Origin of the sequence: Candidatus Infernicultor aquiphilus (assembly GCF_002784285.1) — a bacterium.
In the GTDB taxonomy this organism is placed as follows: domain Bacteria; phylum Atribacterota; class Phoenicimicrobiia; order Phoenicimicrobiales; family Phoenicimicrobiaceae; genus Infernicultor; species Infernicultor aquiphilus.
The window spans coordinates 1-1,928 of sequence record NZ_PFKO01000058.1 but is presented as its reverse complement, the minus strand read 5'-3'; the positions used below and the strand labels follow the sequence as shown (position 1 = coordinate 1,928).

General features: G+C 42.0%; 2 protein-coding genes. Both read right to left on the bottom strand.

All coding sequences use genetic code 11. The features are described 5' to 3' along the window. Positions 1-241: 241 nt before the first annotated feature. A complete protein-coding gene (locus COZ07_RS01680) occupies positions 242-967 on the bottom strand; it encodes a nitrogen regulation protein NR(II) (RefSeq protein ID WP_406606866.1) in 726 nt (241 codons plus the stop codon). 99 nt (positions 968-1,066) lie between these two features. Further along, a partial coding sequence (locus tag COZ07_RS01675) for a PH domain-containing protein (protein ID WP_406606865.1) occupies positions 1,067-1,928 on the bottom strand: 862 nt, incomplete at its 5' end.

The window sequence follows — 1,928 nt, the reverse complement described above, 5'->3', positions numbered from 1 at the left end:
AAGACCGCTTCTCCATACCAGTGCTTCGTCTCGTTTGATAATACCATTTAGAATCCAGCTTTTCAGCCTGGAGTGATAGATTAATCTGTAGGTATCCGCCCCTCTTCTCACATCGTATTTTAATTCTAACATAACCTCTCCTTTTGGACAGAAGACAGATAACAGAAGACAGAGGTCAGAAATTTATTTGTAGGGGCCTATTGCAATACGCCCCTACTGTCTGTCCTCTGACCGTCGGGGTCTATTTTGTAGGCAAAGAGATGGTAAAGATAGTACCCCTTTTCCAAATGCTTTCTACACTTATTTTCCCACCGTGACTTACCACAATCCCGTAAACTATGGATAGACCCAGACCTACTCCCATTGACTTAGTGCTAAAAAAGGGATCAAATATCTTGATAATATCTTCTTCGGGGATGCCTACCCCGGTATCTTGAATCTTTACCATAAAAAAGTCGCCTTCAATACTGGTACTGATGGTCAAGGTGCCACCTTTAGGCATGGCCTCAACAGAATTGATTACCACGTTCAAGAATACCCGGTTGATATGTTCCCTATCGACATTTATTATTGATGGCTTAGCGTCAAATTTCTTAATCACCTTTATCCATTGTGTGGAAAGACTGCTCCTTATCGAATCCAAAACGTTTTCTATAATCCCATGCATATCATGGGGACGAATGTTAAGCTCCGGTGGTCGGGCACAGTTGAGGAGTTCGGTGATCAAAAAGTTAATCCTCTCCGTGTTTCTAATAATAACTTCAATATGTTTAGACCAGGGGCTATCTTCGCTATAGGCCTTCTTAAGCTGCTGGGCCGCTATAGACACGTTGCCAAGCGGATTTCTTATCTCATGGGCTATACTGGCGGCTATTCTACCGGTAAAGGCAAGCCTTTCGGATAGAACCGATTCTTTGACTTGATTGCCAACTCCTTTATAAGAATCTTCACCTCTTGATCCGGACATGATATTGCTCCCTTCCTTAATCAGAAGACAGAAGACAGATTTTTCTGTTCTCTGTTTTCTGCTCTCTGTCCTCAGAAGACAGAAAATAGAAGCCAGATGTTAAGCTGTTATTTTTTCTGTTCTCTGTTCTCTGTTTTCTGTTTTCTGTTTTAACCCCGGGCTAACCCAGCCACAGCTTGAGCAGCCTTCTTCTAATAGTTCTTTGGCCGGAGCGGGCTTGCCGCACTGAGGACAGGTTTCGGTTTCCTCACTTATCTTGCCAGAAACAATCCTATTTAGCGCTTCCTGCCATTCATCTATCTGTCCTCCCCCGGAGAAAGAGGCTATTGTTTTCGCTGAATTAAGACTATACACTACATCCAGCATCTTTTCCTTCTTACTATCAAGACCGCTTGTTTTTCTCATCTCGGTGTTAACACTAACTATTCTATCAACAGGAACCTCAAAAACCAACTTCCTTTCAAAATCGTACCACCAGCACAATCTCTTATTAGTAAGATAGAGATGACCTGGTCTCCAGGTCTCTTGCTGAATACCGGAAGCAGGCGCTAAATACCATACCTTTTTCCCTCGATGAGTAACCTCTTCTCCTTCTATCAGGAAGTCAATTGGTATCTCTTCAAACTCTAAAAGCACAGGGCTTTCCTCTAAAGAAAGCCCTATAGTTTCTAAATTCTGCACGATAGCATCTTTTAACTGGTTTGTTTCTACTGCGCTAAGCCGATGCACTCTCTCCTGTTTATCTATAAGATAAAGTACCTGTTTTTTCTTTCCTTTAACAAAATGCGCCTCCTCTCTCGTTACCAATGCCTTTATTTCTTCTAATGGTATCTGAAAGGTGATTTCATCAAAATCTTGACGGTAAAGAATAAGCCTTTTGTTAGTCAAATAAAAATACCCCGGCTTCCATGCATTGTATATTCCCTTACTGTAATAGTGAGAGCCGAACACTTTCAGGGCA